This is a genomic window from Pseudonocardia sp. ICBG601 (genome assembly GCF_020496245.1).
In genome coordinates this window covers 1,017,782-1,032,298 of sequence record NZ_JAHLJA010000148.1, presented here as the reverse complement: position 1 = coordinate 1,032,298, position 14,517 = coordinate 1,017,782, and the positions used below count along the sequence as shown (strand labels likewise).

The following is a 14,517-nucleotide window of genomic DNA, read 5'->3' as shown; positions in this document are numbered from 1 at the left end:
GAGGACGACCGTGACCACGATCGGCGCCATCGCCGACGACCTGACCGGCGCGACCGACCTCGCGATCGTGCTGACCGCCGCCGGGTTCCGCACCGCCGTCGTCCCCGGCGAGGCCGTGTCCGGTGGGCTGCCCCCGGCCGCCGACGGCACCGACGCGGTGGTCGTCGCCCTCAAGAGCCGGACCGCGCCGCCCGCCGAGGCCGTCGCGGGCTCGCTGGCCGCGCTGTCGGCGCTGCGCGCCCACGGCTGCGACCGGATCCTGTTCAAGTACTGCTCGACGTTCGACTCCACCCCCGGGGGCAACATCGGGCCGGTCGCCGACGCCCTGCTCGACGCGCTCGGCGCCCCGTGGACGGTGGTCGCGCCCGCGTTCCCCGCGAACGGGCGCACGGTCTACCGCGGCCACCTGTTCGTCGGCGACGACCCGCTCGACGAGTCGCCGATGCGCGACCACCCGCTGACCCCGATGCACGACTCCAGCCTGCCCCGGCTGCTCGCCCCGCAGGTCCGCGGCGGCGCCGGGGCCGTGGGCCTGGTCCCGCTCCCCGCGGTGACGGCCGGACCGGCCGCCCTGCGTGCGGCGCTGGACGGGCAGGCCGCCGCCGGGGCGCGGCACGTCGTCGTCGACGCCGTGTGCGACGCCGACCTGGTCACCCTGGTCGAGGCCACCGCCGACCTGCCGCTGCTCACCGGGGGCAGCGCCGTCGCCCAGGGGCTCGCCGGACCGCACGCGGCCGCGGAGGCCGCGATCCCCGCCGCGGGCGACGGGCCCCGGGTGGTGCTGTCGGGCAGCGCTTCGCAGGCCACCCGGGCCCAGGTCCGGGCCGGTGCCGCCGCGGGCCGCGGGATCCGGCTCGACCCCGCCGCGCTGCGCCGGGACCCGGCGGGCACCCACCGCGCCGTCGCCGAGGAGGCGCTCGCCTGCTCCCCCGCCGACGGCCCGGTCGTGGTCTACGCGACCGGCGACGACGGCGACCTGTCCGGTCCCGAGGCCGCGCCGCTGTTCGAGGAGGCGCTCGGCGCCGTCGCCCGGCTGCTGGTCGAGCGTGGGGTGCGGCGCCTGGTCGTGGCCGGGGGTGAGACCTCCGGGGCCGTCGTCGCGGCGCTCGGGGTCCGCGGCCTCGTGGTCGGGCCACGGCTCGACCCGGGCGTGGCCTGGGCCCGGGCCGAGCGCGGCGCCGGCGAGGAGCCGCTCGGGCTGGTCCTCAAGTCGGGCAACTTCGGCGGTGCGGACCTGTTCGTGCGGGCCTGGGACGCGGCACCGGACGGGGCACGGTGACCGGGCCGCTTCCCGGGCACCTGCTCGCGGCCGCGGACCGCGTCTGCGCGGCCGGACGGCAGGTCGTCGCGGCCGGGCTGAGCCCCGGCGCCTCGGGGAACCTGTCCGAGCGGGTCGGGGACCTGGTCGTCGTCACCCCGACCGGGCTCGGGCTCGGGGAGCTGGAGCCCGACCGGCTCGCCGTCGTCGACACCACCGGGGCGCCGGTGACCGGGGCGCGGCCGTCCAAGGAGGTCCCGCTGCACCTGGCGCTGTACCGCAGCGAGCCCGGGGTCGCGGCGGTGGTCCACCTGCACTCGCCGTACGCGGTCGCCGCGTCCTGCCTGCCCCCCTGGTCACCGGCCTCGGCGCTGCCGCCGGTCACCCCGTACTTCGTCATGCGGGTCGGCCGCACCCCGCTGGCGCCCTACGCCCCGCCGGGCTCCCAGGAGCTGGCCGCGAGCCTCGACGGGCTGCCCGGGCGGTTCACCGCCGCCCTGCTCGGCAACCACGGCTCGCTGACGGGTGGTGCCGACCTGGACCGCGCCGTCGACGCCGCTGTGGAGCTGGAGGAGGCCGCGCGGGTGACCGTGCTGCTGGGCGGGCGCGAGGCCCGGTGGCTCGACGACGGGCAGGCCCGCGAGCTGGCCGAGCGGTACGGCACGCACTGGGGCTGAGCGCCGCTCACCCCGTGCCGGCGGCCGTCGCCAGCCGGGCCAGGCCCTTCTGCAGGTCCCCGCCGAGCAGCCGGTCCATCGGCACGATCCGGCCGACCAGCGCGGCCACCCCGGACTGCTCACCCGTCATCCGCCAGACGACCTCGGTGCCGGCACCGGCCGGGGCCAGCAGGAACGCGGAGGTGCTGGTCGAACGGAACGGCTTCTCGAAGCGCACGAGGACCTCGATGCGCTCCGGGGTGTCGTCGACGACCTCCATCGTGCCGCGGCCTGCCTTGCGGTTCCCCGACCAGGAGTAGCGGGCGCCGGTGCCACGCTCGGCGCCGTCGTAGCGGCGTTCCAGGGCCGGGTCGAGGTCCTCCCACGGCGACCAGGACCGCCAGGCGTGGAGGTCGGCGACCAGGTCGTGGATCCGGTCCGCGGGGGCGTCGACGACGGTCCGGCGCTCGACGACGTAGCTGCTCACGGCGGCGACCGTAGCGGGATCCGGACGCTCGGTCTGCTCCGCCGGACGATCCGATGGGCCGAGGACCGTTCCGTAGCGAAACCTGGGGGCATGACCGACACCCTCGTACCGACGACCCGCCCCGAACGCACCGCCTGGGGCGCGGTCGCCGTGATGGCGCTGACGAGCTTCGTGCTCGTCCTCGCCGAGTTCCTCCCGCCCGGCCTGCTGACCCCGATGGCCGCCGCGCTCGGGATCACCGAGGGCCAGGCCGGGCAGGCCGTGTCGGCGACGGCGTTCGTCGGGCTCCTCGTCGCCCCCACGATCGGGGTGCTGCTGCCCCGGCTCGACCGCCGGGCCCTGCTGACCGCGCTGGCCGTGGCCGCCGCGGCGTCCAACCTGGCGGTCGCGGTGGCGCCGAACTTCGTCGTGCTGCTGCTGGCGCGGCTGCTCCTCGGGGCCGCGATCGGCGGGTTCTGGGCGATGTCGCTGGCCGTCGCGGCCCGGCTGAGCACGCCCGGGCGGCTCGGCCGCGCGGTGATGCTCGTGAACACCGGGACGACCGTCGCGACGGTGGCGGGGGTGCCGCTGGCCGTCCTGCTCGGGTCGGTGGCCGGGTGGCGGGCCGTGTTCGTCGGCGTCGCCGTGCTGTCCGCGGCCACCGCGGTCGCGATCCGGTCGGCGCTCCCGACCGTGGCCCCGGACGCCTCGGACGGTCTCCGTCCGCTGCTCGACACCCTGCGGGCGCCCGGCATCGGGCGCGGGCTCACCGGCCACGTGCTCACCGTCCTGGGGCACTTCGCCGCGTTCACCTACATCCGCCCGGCGCTCGGGACCGTCCCGGGTCTCGACGCCGGCGGGGTGGCCGTGCTGCTGGCGGTGTTCGGTGCGGGCGGCGTGGTGGGGAACGTCGTCGTCGGGCTGGTCGTCGACCGCCACCTGCGGGTCGTGCGCTTCGCGGTCCCGGCGACGCTCGCGGCCGGCGTCGCCGCGGTGGCCGCGTTCCCGGCGGTGCTGCCGGTGGTCGTCGCCGGCGTGGCCGTCTGGGGGCTGTCGTTCGGGGCGTGGCTGACGGTGGTCACGACCTGGATCGCCCGGGTCGCGCCGACCCGCATGGAGGCCGGGGGCGGCCTGCTCGTCGCCGGGTTCCAGCTCGCCATCACGATCGGGGCCGCCGCCGGCGGGCTCCTCGTGGACGGCCTCGGGGTGCGCGCGACCCTCGCCGGTGCGGCCGTCGCGGCCGCGGTCGGCGGTCTGACCTTCGGCTCCGCCCCGCAGGACCCGCCCTACGACGCGGGCGAGGACCGGACCGACGAGCGCCACCGGGACGGCGACATCCCGGACTCGCGGCGGAACGCCCGGGCGAACCCGAGCTCGGAGCGGTAGCCGACCCGGTGGGCGACCTCGGCGACCGTGGCGCTGCCGTCGGCCAGCAGCGCCCGGCCGGCGTCGACCCGGGTGGCGGCCAGGTAGTCCGCCGGGGTCCGGCCGACGACCTCGGCGAAGCGGGCCGCGAAGACCGCCCGCGACATGGTCGCCTCCCGGGCCATGTCGGCGACCGTCCAGGGGCGGGCCGGGTCGGTGTGGATGGCGTGCAGGGCGCGGGCGATCCGGGGGTCGAGCGCCGAGGCGAGCCACCGGTCGGTACCGGCCGGCTGCTGCTCGACCCACATCCGCACCGCGGTCACGGCGATCGTGGTGGCGATCCGGCTGCAGATCACGGTGTCGCCGCTGCGGACCCGCCCGCCGACGGTGCTCCACCCGCACTCCATCCCGCGCACGAGCGTCGCCATGCCGGGCTCGGCGGGCCCGAACGCGCGGGCGACGAGTGCGGTCGGGAGCGTGCCGTCGTCGCGGGGGCGGGCCGGGGCCCCGGCGAACACGACGGCGGTGAGGTCCGCCCCGTCCTCGCCGCGGACCGTCAGGTCCCCCGGCCGCGGGACGAGGACGAGGTCGCCCGCCGCGACGGTCGTCCAGCAGCCGGTCGTCGTGCGGACCGAGGCGCGGCCCTCGTGCAGGAAGACGAACCCAGCGGCGTCGCGGAGCACCGTGGCCGTCGCGCCGTCGGTCACCCGGGAGCGGCGGGACCGTTGCAGCTCCCACTCCATGCCGGCCAGCATCCGGTCGAGACGGGTGTCGATCGCATCGGGAAGGGGCGCGGTCACCCCTGGATCAGCCGCGGGACGGGCCGCCGTATTCCGGCGACCACGCCCGTCCGGTCAGGGGGTGCGGACCGTGGGCTCCACGTAGTCGGTCGACTCCTCGCCGACCGGGGTGCGTGTCCCGCCGAGGGTGCCGTCGGCCCAGCTCGCCGCCTTCCGCAGCCGCAGGCTGTTGGTGACCACCAGGAACGACGACAGCGCCATCGCGGCCCCGGCGAGCAGGGGGTTCAGCAGGCCCGCCATCGCGATGGGGATCGCCGCGGTGTTGTAGCCGAACGCCCACCACAGGTTCCCGCGGATGGTGCCCATCGTGGCGCGGGCGAGCTCGACGGTCGCCGGGAGCACGCGCAGGTCGTCGCGCACGAGCACGACGTCGGCGGCCTCCAGCGCGACGTCGGTGCCCGAGCCGACGGCGATACCCAGGTCGGCCGCGGCGAGCGCGGCGGCGTCGTTCACCCCGTCGCCGACCATGGCGACGGTGCGGCCCTGCGCCTGCAGCGCACGGACGTGGTCGACCTTGCCGTCGGGCAGCGCCCCGGCGACGACCTCGGTGATCCCGCAGGCCCGGGCGACGGCGTGCGCGGCGGCGGGCCGGTCACCGGTCAGCAGCACCAGGCGCAGCCCCATCGCGACGAGCTCGGCCACCGCGACCGGCGCGGACTCCTTCACCGGGTCGGCCAGCGCGACCAGCCCGGCGAGGGCGTCGTCGACGTGCACGGCGACGACGGTGTGCCCGGCCGCCTCCCACTCCGCGAGCCGCGGCGCGAGCGCGCCCGCGTCCTCCGGGGGGCGCCCGACGGAGACGGTGCGGCCGTCGACGGTGCCGCGGGCGCCGAGCCCGGGCAGCGCGACGAAGTCCTCCACCGCCGGGACGTCCGGTCCGGCGTGGGCACGGATCGCGGCGGCGATGGCGTGCTCGGACCCGCTCTCGACGGCGGCGGCGCGGGCCAGCACCTGCGCCGCGTCCGCACCCGGGAGGGCGGCGACCTCGACCACGGCCATCCGCCCGGTCGTCAGCGTGCCGGTCTTGTCGAGGACGACGGTGTCGGCGGCCCGGGTGGTCTCCAGCGCCCGGTGCCCCTTCACGAAGATGCCCAGCTCGGCGCCGCGGCCGGTCGCGACCATCAGCGCGGTCGGCGTCGCCAGCCCCAGCGCGCAGGGGCAGGCGATGATCACCACGGCGATCGCGGGCGCCAGCGCGCCGGCCCAGCCCGCGCCGGCCAGCAACCAGCCCCCGAGGGTGAGCAGCGCCAGCGCCAGCACCACCGGCACGAACACCGACGACACCCGGTCGACCAGCCGCTGCGTCGCGGACTTCTCGGTCTGCGCCCGCTCGACGGCCGCGATCATCCGCGCGAGCCGGGTGTCCGCGCCGACCTGCTCGGCGACGACGACCAGCCGCCCGCCCGAGGCGATCGTGCCGCCGGTGACGGCGTCGCCCGGCCCGACCTCGACCGGGACCGGTTCGCCGGTCATCGCACTCGTGTCGACGGCGGCCCGCCCGGTCTCGACGACGCCGTCGGCGGCGACCCGCTCGCCCGGCCGCACCAGGAAGCGGTCGCCGACCCGCAGCCGTCGCACGGGGACGCGGGACTCCGTCCCCCCGGACAGGACCGTGACCTCGTCGGTCTCCAGCGCGGCGAGCGAGCGCATGACACGCCCGGCGGTACGGCGGGCGCGGGCCTCGAAGTACCGCCCGGCCAGCACGAACGTCGTGACCCCGGCGGCGACCTCGAGGTAGAGCGGGCCGGACGGGTGCAGCACCGCGTCCCACCCGGTGAGGGTCTGCCGGGTGTCGAGGAACGCCATCTCGCCCAGCGACCAGGCCGACGCCGAGATCACGCCGAGCGAGACGAGGGTGTCCATCGACGTCGTCCCGTGGCGCAGGTTCAGCACGGCGGTGCGGTGGAACGGCCACGCCGCCCAGCCGACGACGGGCAGCGCCAGCGCGACGACCACCCACTGCCAGTACGGGAAGCGCAGCGACGGGACCAGCGACATCGCCAGCGACAGGTCGGCCAGCGGGATGAACAGGATGAGCGCGACGGCCATCCGGGTCCGCAGCCGCCGCAGCGCGGTGTCGTCGGAGGTGGCCTCGTCGCCGGTGTCGGTCGGGCGGATCTCGGTGGCGCCGTAGCCGGCCTTGCGGACCGTCTCGACCAGGGTCGCGACCGGGGTCGCCGACGGGTACCGGACCAGCGCGCGCTCGGTGGCGAGGTTGACGGTCGCGTCGACGCCGTCGAGCTTGCCGAGCTTGCGCTCGACCCGTCCGACGCAGGCCGCGCAGGTCATGCCGTCGATCTTGAGCTCGACCGTACGGACGTCCGTCTCCCCTACGGCCCGGTCCACGGCGCTGTCGGTACTCACGACCCCATGGTTCTACACGCGATCGAAGATCCGCCACCCGGGCCCCTGACCTGCGGCGGACCGGCGCCCCGCCGAACCGTTGCGGGGCGACAGGGCGTACAACTGGTCGTCGGGAGTGGGGGCACGCGGACGTCCGAGGAGGAACCCTGATGGCCACCGGGAAGCGGAAGGCGGCGGCGAAGAACCCGCTCACCGCGAGGAAGGGACCGTCGCAGTTCACGGTGATCGCGCTGATCGTCGTGGTGGCCTTCGCCGCGGTCGTCGGTGTCGGCGTCTACTGGAAGAACTCCGGCGGCGGGATCGCGGTACCGGCGAACGCGTCCGCGCAGGGCGTGACCGTCGGCAACGAGGCGGCCCCGAAGACGATCGACATCTACCTCGACTTCCAGTGCCCGATCTGCAAGCAGTTCGAGGCACAGTCCGGGCAGACGCTCGACCAGATCGTGTCCTCCGGCCAGGCGAAGATCGTCTACCACCCGATCGCCATCCTGGACCGGGCGTCGTCGACCCGGTACTCGACCCGTGCGGGCGCCGCGGCCGGATGCGCCGCCGCGGCCGGGGTGTTCCCACAGTTCGAGAAGGAGCTCTACGACAACCAGCCCGCCGAGGGCGGCGCCGGGCTCCCGAACGAGCAGCTGGTCGCGCTCGGGCAGAAGGCCGGCGCGGGCGGCGACTTCGCCCAGTGCGTCGACGACCAGCGCTACGCGCCGTGGGTCACCCAGATCACCCAGCAGTCGCTGCGCGACGGCGTGTCCGGCACCCCGACCGTGAAGGTCGACGGCACCCAGATCGACGCGACCCCGCAGGCCCTCCAGCAGGCGGTCGCCGCGGGCTGAGGCCCCGAACCTGGGGTGGCGCGGCCCGGATCGCCGCGCCACCCCAGCGCCGCGCTGCCGCGGTCATCCCGTGGCCCGTGGGAACCGTCAGGGTGCGATGTCGCCCGTCGCACGCCACCGGCGGACGGCGTCGGTCACCGCGGGGCCGAGCGACCGCGTGAGGTCCCTGCCCCGGTACGGCGAACGGCTGTCGCGCAGCACCGGAGCGCTCGCGTTGATGTCCTCGGCGAGGCGGTCGAGGTAGGCGTGCCCGCCCTCCTCGTGTGCACGGCGCTCGCCGTCGTCGAGCTCGACGAGCATCGCGTAGCCGATGAAGCTGTGCTCGCAGTTCACATCGAGGTACAGCCGGTCGCCGTCGCGGAGCAGGAACCACCAGTGCGGCTCGTGGTCGACGACCTCCATCACGCCCCGCAGCCTAGGCGGGCAGACTCGGGCCGTGGAGAGGTTGCGGCGCTGCCCCGACGGGTTCGAGGTCATCGTGCACGGCGGCCCGGAGCGGGACCGGGTGGCGGACGCGCTGCTCGCCGACCGCGCGCAGGTCGTCGCCGTCGCGCTGGACATGCTGGGCCGCTACCTCGCGCCCCGGTTCGCGCGGGAGGCGTTCCACCCGGAGTTCGCCGAGGTGCACCCCGAGCCCCTCCCCGAGCGGGGCGACGTGACACTCGGGCTCACCGTGACCCCCGACGACGACCCGCACGCCGAGGGCTACACCCGTTTCGACGTCCACCTGCGCCTCGACGACGACCGGTGGCACGCCGTCCGGTTCGCCGTCGGGTTCTGGTGAGCGCCGGGCGTCCGGCACGTCGGCGGACCGCTCAGCCGGGCCGACGCAACGGGCAGTCCAGCCGGGGGCAGCTGCGGAGGAGCAGCTGCCGTTCCTCCCAGCGGTCCCGGCGTTCGCGGGCGACCCGCTTCCACTGGCGCCGCTGGGTCTCGGTGTCCATCGACATGCCGATGAGCACGGAGAACCAGATGAGGGCGAGGACTCCGCCGACGAGGATCAGCGAGGTGGTCATGGTGTGCCACCTCCGCTCTGGTGCGGCGGGGTGGGGATCTCGGGACTGTGTGTGGTGCCGTCATGGTCGTGCATGGCGCACCCCCTTCAGCGGTGGTGACCGCTGTCCAGGATCTGGGAGCTGAGTATGCGGTGCGAACGCCGGCTGCACCAGACTGAAAGCAATATCCGGTCTGCAATTGCATCCGCGATAGCATCGCCGGGGACCATCCGCAGCAATCACCGGAGGACGTGTGGTCATGACCGCGGCACACGGCCCACTCGTCATCCGCAAACGTCTGGGCTGGGCCCTGAAGCAGCTCCGTGTGGCGCGCCATCGGCAGCTCTCGGAGATCGCGAAACTCCTCGAGGTCTCGGCCTCGAAGTTGTCCCGCATCGAGACGGGGCAGGTGGAACCGAAGTTCCGTGACGTCCGCGATCTGCTGGAGATCTACGAGGCCTCAGATACCGAACGCGATCGCATTCTCGGATGGGCGAACGATGCGAAGGCTCCGGGCTGGTGGGAACCGTTGGGTCCCGCTCCGTCCGGGGTGGACCTGAACATGCTCATCTCGTTGGAGGCGGAGTCTCGCGCCAAGAGCACCTTCAGCATTCCGATATCCGGACTGCTACAGACCGAGGATTACGCCCGTCTGCTGCTGACCGAGGTGTTCGCCGGCCAAGATCACGTCGAGATCGAACGCATGATGGAGATCCGGATGGGTCGTCAGAATGTGATCGAACCGGACCGGGCAGAGGCCCCACCCCTCGAACTGCACGTCCTGCTCGACGAGGTCGCCCTGCACCGGTGCGCCGACGAGGAGGTGCTGCGGGCGCAGATCGGCGAGCTGATCCGCCGCGGCGACCAGCCCAACGTCACGCTGCAGATCCTGCCGTTCCGCGCCGGCTGGACCAGCGCGACCAGCACGTTCTCCGTCTTCACGCCTCGCCATCCCGAGACGGATTGGCCGATGGTCAACGTCGAGGGCACGGAGAACGACGTCTTCATCGACACTCCGCAGGCCGTCGCCGACTACCGGCAGATCTGGCAGCGGCTCCTCGACCAGGCCATGTCCCCGGACGACAGCCGGAGGATGCTGGACCGGAGATTCGCGGGACGGTCCTAACCGCGCAGGCGGTCGAGGTCGAACTCGCCGTTCTTGACCCCACGGACGAAGGCCGACCACTCGTCGTCGGTGAATCCGACGACGACCGCCTCCGCGGTCGTCGACCGGACGCGCACACCGGTCGCGTCAGCCGCGACGGCCACGCATTCACCCTTCGCACAGAAGGAACTGGTGACGAACTGACCGTCGGACACTCTCGACCTCGGCTTCGCATCTCGCCGGTCGGGGCCGGCAGCACTGTCGGCGAGGGGGAGCGACACCGACGTCTCGCACAACGAGTGGGGGCCGGGCGAGATGTTCACTCGTTCGTTCCGGACGCTCGGTCCGTTAGCGGCATTACGCAGCCGTCGCCCGCCCGTGACGCACGGCCGAGAGCGGCAGTCGGAAGACAAGGGGTTCAACCCTGGGTGGCGATCTCACTCGGCGTCGCCGCGACCCGGTTCTCCGCCCGTCGGATCAGCACGATCCCCCCGAGGATCAGCACCCCACCACCCACCTGGACCAGGGTCGGCACCTGCGCGATCAGCACCCAGGCCGCCAGCACCCCGAACATCACCTCGGACAGCCCCACGAACGACGCGACGCGCGTGTCGAGCCGCCGGATGGCGATGATCCCCGTGAGGTACGGCAGCGCCGTCGCGAGCACGACGAGCATCCCCAGCAGCACCGGCCAGGGCACGTCGACGCCCGCCAGCCGGCCGCTGGACTCCCCCACCCGCCACGGCGTGATGCCCAGCAGACCGGTCACGGTGAGCGTGACCGCGCCGACGACCATCGCCCCGGAGATCATCAGCAACGGCGGGACGCCGCCCTCGTCGTCGCCGCCGGGCAGCAGGAAGTAGACGCAGACGCACACCGCCGCGCCGAGGCCCCACAGGATTCCCGTCAGGTCGACGCGCTGGGGCCCGAACGGGTCGACGACCAGCACGAGTCCGGCGAGCGAGACCAGGCAGCCGACGAGCGTCACCGCGGCCGGGGTGCGCCGGGTCCGCGCCCAGGTCCAGCCGACGAGCAGCACGGGCGCGAGGAACTCCAGCAGCAGCGCGACGCCCACCGACAGGTGCTGCAGCGCCTGGAAGAAGCACAGCTGGACACCGGCGACGGCGGCCAGGCCGTAGAGCAGGACCTTGCGGGCGTTCGGCGCGCTGAGCGGGTGCCGGCGCAGCATCACGACCGTGACCGGGAGCAGCAGGACGGCGGCGCCCGCGATGCGCAGCAGCGTCGTGAGCCCGGGCGACCAGCCCGCCTCCAGGAACGCCGCGCCGAGCGGTCCGGAGAAGCCGTACGCGGCGGCCGAGACCAGCGCCCACATCAGCCCGCGGACCATGTGATCCCGTGTCACGACCGAAGCACCCATAGACTCCTGACACTAGGAACCGACCATGTCAGGGGTCAACATGGAATTCGCCCATGACACCCAGGTGCTGCTCGCGGCGGCCGCGGCGCTGGTGAACACCCGTCGGGCCGAGCCGGACCCGCTCGACGACGTGCCGGGCTTCGCGGCGTGGCTGGCCGAGCAGCCGTACTCGGGGCGCCGCTCCGGCTCCGACGACGAGCGCCGGGCCGTCCGTGCGCTCCGCGAGCGGCTGGCCGGGCTGTGGCCCGCCCACGGCGACGACGACGGCCCCCACCGCGACGGCACCGTCACGCTGGTCAACGCGATCCTCGCCGAGACCGACGCGCGCCCGCACCTCGCGCGGCACGACGGCTGGGACTGGCACCTGCACGTCACGCCCCAGGACGCGCCGCTCGCGGACCGGATGGGCGCCGAGATCGCGATGTCGGTCGTCGACCTGGTGCGCGGCGACGACCTGTCCCGGCTGCGCCGCTGCGCCGCCGAGGACTGCGACGCCGTGCTGGTCGATCTGTCCCGCAACCGGTCCAAGCGGTTCTGCGACACCGGCAACTGTGCGAACCGGGCGCACGTCGCCGCCTATCGCGCCCGCCGCGCCACCCGAACCCCCTGACACCCCGTCCCCGCCGTGTCGATCAGTACCCGAGCGCGGTGCGCCCCGGTCGGGACCGCGCTCGGGTACTGATCGACGTCAGCTGCCGGGCAGGTGCTCGGCGAGCAGGGCGTTGACCTCGTCGGGGCGCTCGTAGTTCAGCAGGTGGGCCGAGTCGGCGACCTCGGCGTAGCGGGCGCCGGGGATCGCGTCGGCGATCTCGTGCAGCGCCGACGGCGGCGTCGCCGGGTCGTCCGCCCCCGCGACGACGAGCGCCGGCACCGACACCGCACCCAGCTCGGCGCGGATGTCGAAGGCGCCGATGGCGGCGCAGCAGGCGGCGTAGCTCTCGTCGTCGGCGGCGCGCAGCATGTCCAGCAGCCGCTGCTCTCCGGCCGGGTCGCGCTGCGCCCAGGTCTCGACGTACCAGGTCCCGGGCCGGGAGCCGACCATCGCGGCCGTGCCGTCGGCCCGCACGGTCGCCGCGCGCTGCGGCCACGAGTCCGGGTTCGGGAAGCGCGCCGCCGTCGCCAGGACCGCGATGCTGCGCACCCGCTCCCCGCCGTGCACGCCGAGCCACTGGCCGATCGCCCCGCCGATCGAGACGCCGACGTAGTGGAAGTCCCCGATCCCGGCGGCGTCGGCGGCGGCGAGCGCGCCGCGGCCGAGCTCGGAGATCGTGAGGTCACCGGTGACGGGGGCCGAGTCGCCGTGGCCGGGCAGGTCGAACCGGACGCAGCGGAAGCGGTCGGACAGGGCCGCCACCTGGGCGTCGAACAGGTGCAGGTCGGTCCCCAGCGACGGGCCGAACAGCACGGCCGGTGCGTCGGCCGGACCGTCCACGACGTGGTGCAGAGCGAGTGCCATGTGCCCATCCTGCACCGGCTGCGGATCGTGGCCCGGGTTCGTAGGGTCACCGGCGAGGACGTGCGCCACCGGAGCCGCTGGAGAGAGGACCGTCCATGGCCGAGCTCGAGACCTTCAGGATGCTGATCGGCGGGAAGCCGTCCGACGCGGCGTCCGGCCGCACCTTCGAGACGCAGAACCCGTTCACCGGAGCGCCGTGGGCGACCGTGCCGGACTGCGGCCCCGACGACGTCGACACCGCCGTCGCCGCCGCCCGCACCGCACTCGACGGCGAGTGGGGCGCGATGACCCCGTTCGCCCGCGCCGCCTGCCTGCGCCGGCTGGGCGACCTGATCACCGAGAACGCCGAGGCGCTGGCCCGGACCGAGGTCAACGACTCCGGGAAGCTGTACCGGGAGATGATCGGCCAGCTCAGCGGGCTCGGCGGCTGGTACCACTACTACGCCGGGATCGCCCCGACGATCGAGGGCCGCCAGATCCCCGCGCCGAACCCGAACTACCTGGTCTACACGCGCAAGGAGCCGGTCGGCGTCGTCGCGGCGATCACGCCGTGGAACTCCCCGCTGCTGCTGATGACCTGGAAGGTCGCGCCCGCGCTGGCCGCGGGCTGCACGATCGTCGTGAAGCCGTCGGAGCACTCGCCCGCCTCGACGCTGAAGTGGGCCGAGCTGATCGAGAAGGCCGGGATCCCGGCCGGCGTGGTCAACGTCGTCACCACGAACGACCGGGACACCGCCGCGCACCTGGCCGGGCACCCGGGCGTCGACAAGGTCGCGTTCACCGGCTCCACCGCGACCGGGCGGTCGATCGCGAAGGCCGCCGCGGAGAACCTGAACAAGGTCACCCTGGAGCTGGGCGGCAAGTCCCCGCAGGTCGTGTTCGCCGACGCCGACCTGGAGTCGGCCGCGAACGGGATCATCGCCGGCGTGTTCGCCGCGACCGGCCAGACCTGCATGGCGGGGTCGCGGCTGATCGTGCACGCCGACGTCCACGACGAGCTCGTCCGGCTCATCGCCGAGCGCGCGGCGACGATCACGCTCGGCGACCCGAACGCCGAGGACACCGAGATGGGTCCGGTCGCGAACGGGCCGCAGTACGAGAAGGTCCTCGGCTACCTGGAGACGGCGAAGGCGGAGGGCAACACCGTCGCCTACGGCGGGGCCGCGGAGTCCGGGCTGGGCGGCTACTTCGTGCAGCCGACCGTGATCACCGGGGTGACGCCCGAGTCCACGGTCTACCGGGAGGAGGTGTTCGGCCCGGTGCTCGCGGCGCTCACCTTCACCGACGAGGACGAGGCCGTGAAGCTGGCCAACGACACCCCGTACGGCCTGGCCGGCGCGGTGTGGACGAAGGACGTGCACCGGGCGCACCGCGTCGCCGGACGGATCCGGGCCGGCACGGTGTGGATCAACGCCTACCGGGTGGTGGCGCCGAGCGTCCCGTTCGGCGGGTTCGGGCACTCCGGGCTCGGCCGGGAGAACGGCGTCGCGGCCGTCGAGGAGTACCTGGAGAACAAGTCGGTGTGGGTGGAGCTGTCCGGCGGCACCCGCGACCCGTTCACCCTCGGCTGACCCGGGACCCCCGGTCCGGGGACTCCTCCCAGCCCAGCCGCTCGGTCCAGCGCTCGCCGCGGTCGGCACGACGCGGGGCGGGCACGCGGGCGGCGGGGGTGTCGGTACGGGTCTCGGACGTGCTCATGGGGGCCTTCCGTCGGCGGTGTGCACCGCCGTGCCCGGGGTCGAGGTCCCGGGCACGGCGGTCCTCCGGCACCGCGGCCAGGACGCGCGGGTCCGGCGACGGGGAGCGTCGCCGGATCCGGCGGCACGTCGCGCGGCGCG

At 74.6% G+C, this 14,517-nt stretch carries 17 protein-coding genes; 8 read left to right on the top strand and 9 right to left on the bottom strand.

Going from position 1 to position 14,517, the window contains the following annotated elements:
• The first annotated feature begins 10 nt into the window (after positions 1 to 10).
• On the top strand, positions 11 to 1,279 hold the full coding sequence (otnK, locus tag KPL57_RS70545; RefSeq protein WP_226354706.1) for a 3-oxo-tetronate kinase: 1,269 nt from the start codon (positions 11 to 13) through the stop codon (positions 1,277 to 1,279).
• A complete protein-coding gene (locus KPL57_RS34115; RefSeq protein ID WP_226354705.1) occupies positions 1,276 to 1,935 on the top strand; it encodes a class II aldolase/adducin family protein in 660 nt (219 codons plus the stop codon). The genes otnK and KPL57_RS34115 overlap by 4 nt, the downstream gene beginning before the upstream one ends.
• Positions 1,936 to 1,942: 7 nt before the next feature.
• Here KPL57_RS34115 and KPL57_RS34110 read toward each other — a convergent pair whose 3' ends face one another.
• Positions 1,943 to 2,401, bottom strand: a complete 459-nt coding sequence (locus tag KPL57_RS34110; RefSeq protein ID WP_226354704.1) for an SRPBCC family protein — start codon at positions 2,399 to 2,401, stop codon at positions 1,943 to 1,945.
• Between the two features lie 90 nt (positions 2,402 to 2,491).
• Here KPL57_RS34110 and KPL57_RS34105 point away from each other — a divergent pair, with 90 nt between their 5' ends.
• The gene (locus tag KPL57_RS34105; RefSeq protein WP_226354703.1) at positions 2,492 to 3,766 is read left to right on the top strand and encodes an MFS transporter; all 1,275 of its coding nucleotides are present in this window, start codon (positions 2,492 to 2,494) and stop codon (positions 3,764 to 3,766) included.
• On the opposite strand, the gene KPL57_RS70540 is transcribed toward KPL57_RS34105, so the two are convergent.
• Together KPL57_RS70540 and KPL57_RS34095 are read right to left on the bottom strand one after the other, a co-directional pair.
• Complete coding sequence (locus KPL57_RS70540) at positions 3,667 to 4,545, bottom strand: helix-turn-helix transcriptional regulator (RefSeq protein WP_226354702.1); 879 nt, start codon at positions 4,543 to 4,545, stop codon at positions 3,667 to 3,669. The genes KPL57_RS34105 and KPL57_RS70540 overlap by 100 nt on opposite strands.
• A gap of 54 nt (positions 4,546 to 4,599) precedes the next feature.
• Complete coding sequence (locus KPL57_RS34095; RefSeq protein WP_226354701.1) at positions 4,600 to 6,909, bottom strand: cation-translocating P-type ATPase; 2,310 nt, start codon at positions 6,907 to 6,909, stop codon at positions 4,600 to 4,602.
• Positions 6,910 to 7,058: 149 nt separating this feature from the next.
• Here KPL57_RS34095 and KPL57_RS34090 point away from each other — a divergent pair, with 149 nt between their 5' ends.
• Positions 7,059 to 7,745: a thioredoxin domain-containing protein gene (locus KPL57_RS34090; protein ID WP_226354700.1), complete on the top strand. Its 687-nt coding sequence runs from the start codon at positions 7,059 to 7,061 to the stop codon at positions 7,743 to 7,745.
• An 87-nt stretch (positions 7,746 to 7,832) separates the two neighbouring features.
• Here the strand turns inward: KPL57_RS34090 and KPL57_RS34085 are convergent, their stop codons facing one another.
• A complete protein-coding gene (locus tag KPL57_RS34085) occupies positions 7,833 to 8,150 on the bottom strand; it encodes a hypothetical protein (protein WP_226354699.1) in 318 nt (105 codons plus the stop codon).
• Positions 8,151 to 8,181: 31 nt separating this feature from the next.
• On the opposite strand from KPL57_RS34085, the gene KPL57_RS34080 reads away from it, so the two are divergent.
• Positions 8,182 to 8,529: a hypothetical protein gene (locus KPL57_RS34080; RefSeq protein ID WP_226354698.1), complete on the top strand. Its 348-nt coding sequence runs from the start codon at positions 8,182 to 8,184 to the stop codon at positions 8,527 to 8,529.
• 31 nt (positions 8,530 to 8,560) lie between these two features.
• Here KPL57_RS34080 and KPL57_RS34075 read toward each other — a convergent pair whose 3' ends face one another.
• Complete coding sequence (locus KPL57_RS34075; RefSeq protein WP_226354697.1) at positions 8,561 to 8,761, bottom strand: hypothetical protein; 201 nt, start codon at positions 8,759 to 8,761, stop codon at positions 8,561 to 8,563.
• A 238-nt stretch (positions 8,762 to 8,999) separates the two neighbouring features.
• On the opposite strand from KPL57_RS34075, the gene KPL57_RS34070 reads away from it, so the two are divergent.
• Positions 9,000 to 9,866 carry a helix-turn-helix transcriptional regulator gene (locus tag KPL57_RS34070; RefSeq protein WP_226354696.1) on the top strand — a complete coding sequence of 289 codons (867 nt, stop codon included), beginning with the start codon at positions 9,000 to 9,002 and terminating at the stop codon, positions 9,864 to 9,866.
• Here KPL57_RS34070 and KPL57_RS34065 read toward each other — a convergent pair.
• The gene (locus KPL57_RS34065) at positions 9,863 to 10,060 is read right to left on the bottom strand and encodes a DUF397 domain-containing protein (protein WP_179762957.1); all 198 of its coding nucleotides are present in this window, start codon (positions 10,058 to 10,060) and stop codon (positions 9,863 to 9,865) included. The two genes, KPL57_RS34070 and KPL57_RS34065, sit on opposite strands and share 4 nt — an antisense overlap.
• A gap of 203 nt (positions 10,061 to 10,263) precedes the next feature.
• The gene (locus KPL57_RS34060) at positions 10,264 to 11,208 is read right to left on the bottom strand and encodes a DMT family transporter (protein ID WP_226354695.1); all 945 of its coding nucleotides are present in this window, start codon (positions 11,206 to 11,208) and stop codon (positions 10,264 to 10,266) included.
• Between the two features lie 55 nt (positions 11,209 to 11,263).
• Here KPL57_RS34060 and KPL57_RS34055 point away from each other — a divergent pair, with 55 nt between their 5' ends.
• Positions 11,264 to 11,833, top strand: coding sequence for a CGNR zinc finger domain-containing protein (locus KPL57_RS34055; RefSeq protein ID WP_226354694.1), 570 nt, complete (start codon positions 11,264 to 11,266; stop codon positions 11,831 to 11,833).
• Between the two features lie 78 nt (positions 11,834 to 11,911).
• Here the strand turns inward: KPL57_RS34055 and pcaD are convergent, their stop codons facing one another.
• On the bottom strand, positions 11,912 to 12,679 hold the full coding sequence (gene pcaD, locus KPL57_RS34050; RefSeq protein WP_226354693.1) for a 3-oxoadipate enol-lactonase: 768 nt from the start codon (positions 12,677 to 12,679) through the stop codon (positions 11,912 to 11,914).
• Positions 12,680 to 12,774: 95 nt separating this feature from the next.
• Here pcaD and KPL57_RS34045 point away from each other — a divergent pair, with 95 nt between their 5' ends.
• Positions 12,775 to 14,250, top strand: a complete 1,476-nt coding sequence (locus tag KPL57_RS34045) for an aldehyde dehydrogenase (RefSeq protein ID WP_226354692.1) — start codon at positions 12,775 to 12,777, stop codon at positions 14,248 to 14,250.
• Here KPL57_RS34045 and KPL57_RS34040 read toward each other — a convergent pair.
• Positions 14,237 to 14,377 (bottom strand): hypothetical protein, encoded by a 141-nt coding sequence (locus tag KPL57_RS34040; protein ID WP_208826422.1) that lies wholly within the window; start codon positions 14,375 to 14,377, stop codon positions 14,237 to 14,239. The two genes, KPL57_RS34045 and KPL57_RS34040, sit on opposite strands and share 14 nt — an antisense overlap.
• Between the last annotated feature and the right edge of the window lie 140 nt (positions 14,378 to 14,517).

What these genes read in the sequence shown, in the direction of transcription:
- KPL57_RS34105 (WP_226354703.1), top strand. Translation starts at nt 2,492, where the DNA reads ATGACCGACACCCTCGTACCGACGACCCGCCCCGAACGCACCGCCTGG.
- KPL57_RS34090 (WP_226354700.1), top strand. Translation starts at nt 7,059, where the DNA reads ATGGCCACCGGGAAGCGGAAGGCGGCGGCGAAGAACCCGCTCACCGCG.
- KPL57_RS34075 (WP_226354697.1), bottom strand. Translation starts at nt 8,761, where the DNA reads ATGACCACCTCGCTGATCCTCGTCGGCGGAGTCCTCGCCCTCATCTGG.
- KPL57_RS34070 (WP_226354696.1), top strand. Translation starts at nt 9,000, where the DNA reads ATGACCGCGGCACACGGCCCACTCGTCATCCGCAAACGTCTGGGCTGG.
- KPL57_RS34055 (WP_226354694.1), top strand. Translation starts at nt 11,264, where the DNA reads ATGGAATTCGCCCATGACACCCAGGTGCTGCTCGCGGCGGCCGCGGCG.
- pcaD (WP_226354693.1), bottom strand. Translation starts at nt 12,679, where the DNA reads ATGGCACTCGCTCTGCACCACGTCGTGGACGGTCCGGCCGACGCACCG.
- KPL57_RS34045 (WP_226354692.1), top strand. Translation starts at nt 12,775, where the DNA reads ATGGCCGAGCTCGAGACCTTCAGGATGCTGATCGGCGGGAAGCCGTCC.
- KPL57_RS34040 (WP_208826422.1), bottom strand. Translation starts at nt 14,377, where the DNA reads ATGAGCACGTCCGAGACCCGTACCGACACCCCCGCCGCCCGCGTGCCC.